This is a genomic window from Thermococcus sp. ES12, assembly GCF_012027515.1.
GTDB lineage: Archaea > Methanobacteriota_B > Thermococci > Thermococcales > Thermococcaceae > Thermococcus > Thermococcus barossii.
Genome location: NZ_SNUP01000056.1, coordinates 1 through 462, shown reverse-complemented (window position 1 = coordinate 462; position 462 = coordinate 1). Strand labels below are relative to the sequence as shown.

The window sequence follows — 462 nt, the reverse complement described above, 5'->3', positions numbered from 1 at the left end:
CGAATAGAATGTCGTAAATAAGCACTCTAAAACCGCCAGAGAAGGGCTTAATGTTCACAATTGCCTTGTTGCCCTTGTTCGTTATCCAATAGTGCATTAAAACCCCGCCAATGACAGCAATAAACAATTCGAGCCCGCTGAGGAGTTCAAAGAAGTCAACTGCGTAATACATAACTAGTATTATTATGAATATTATGACTTGTAGCAAGTTGCTTGCCTTCATGCCACCCTCACCCCAAGTGCGGTATGCTGATCGGCATACTGCTTGATAATGCGAAGCAATCTTGCCTCCTCTTTTCTAAGCTCAGTTATTCTTCGCCTAATTTTCTGCAATTTTTTCTCATAGCGTTCAATTTCGTCAGAAATAACTCCCGAGACCGTTTTTATCACCCCCTCATGAATTAGAAGAACAGGCCCCTGAACGGGGCCACAGGCAACATACGCATACCCGTTCTGCCCTTC

Annotated in this window: 1 protein-coding gene and 1 pseudogene; both read right to left on the bottom strand. The window is 43.7% G+C overall.

The window, feature by feature from the left end; all coding sequences use genetic code 11:
• Window positions 1–223: pseudogene (locus E3E37_RS11000) on the bottom strand (hypothetical protein); the annotation flags it as partial.
• Window positions 220–462 (bottom strand): hypothetical protein (locus tag E3E37_RS10995; protein ID WP_206204108.1); only part of this gene is annotated, 243 nt, incomplete at its 5' end. The pseudogene E3E37_RS11000 and the gene E3E37_RS10995, both read right to left, overlap by 4 nt.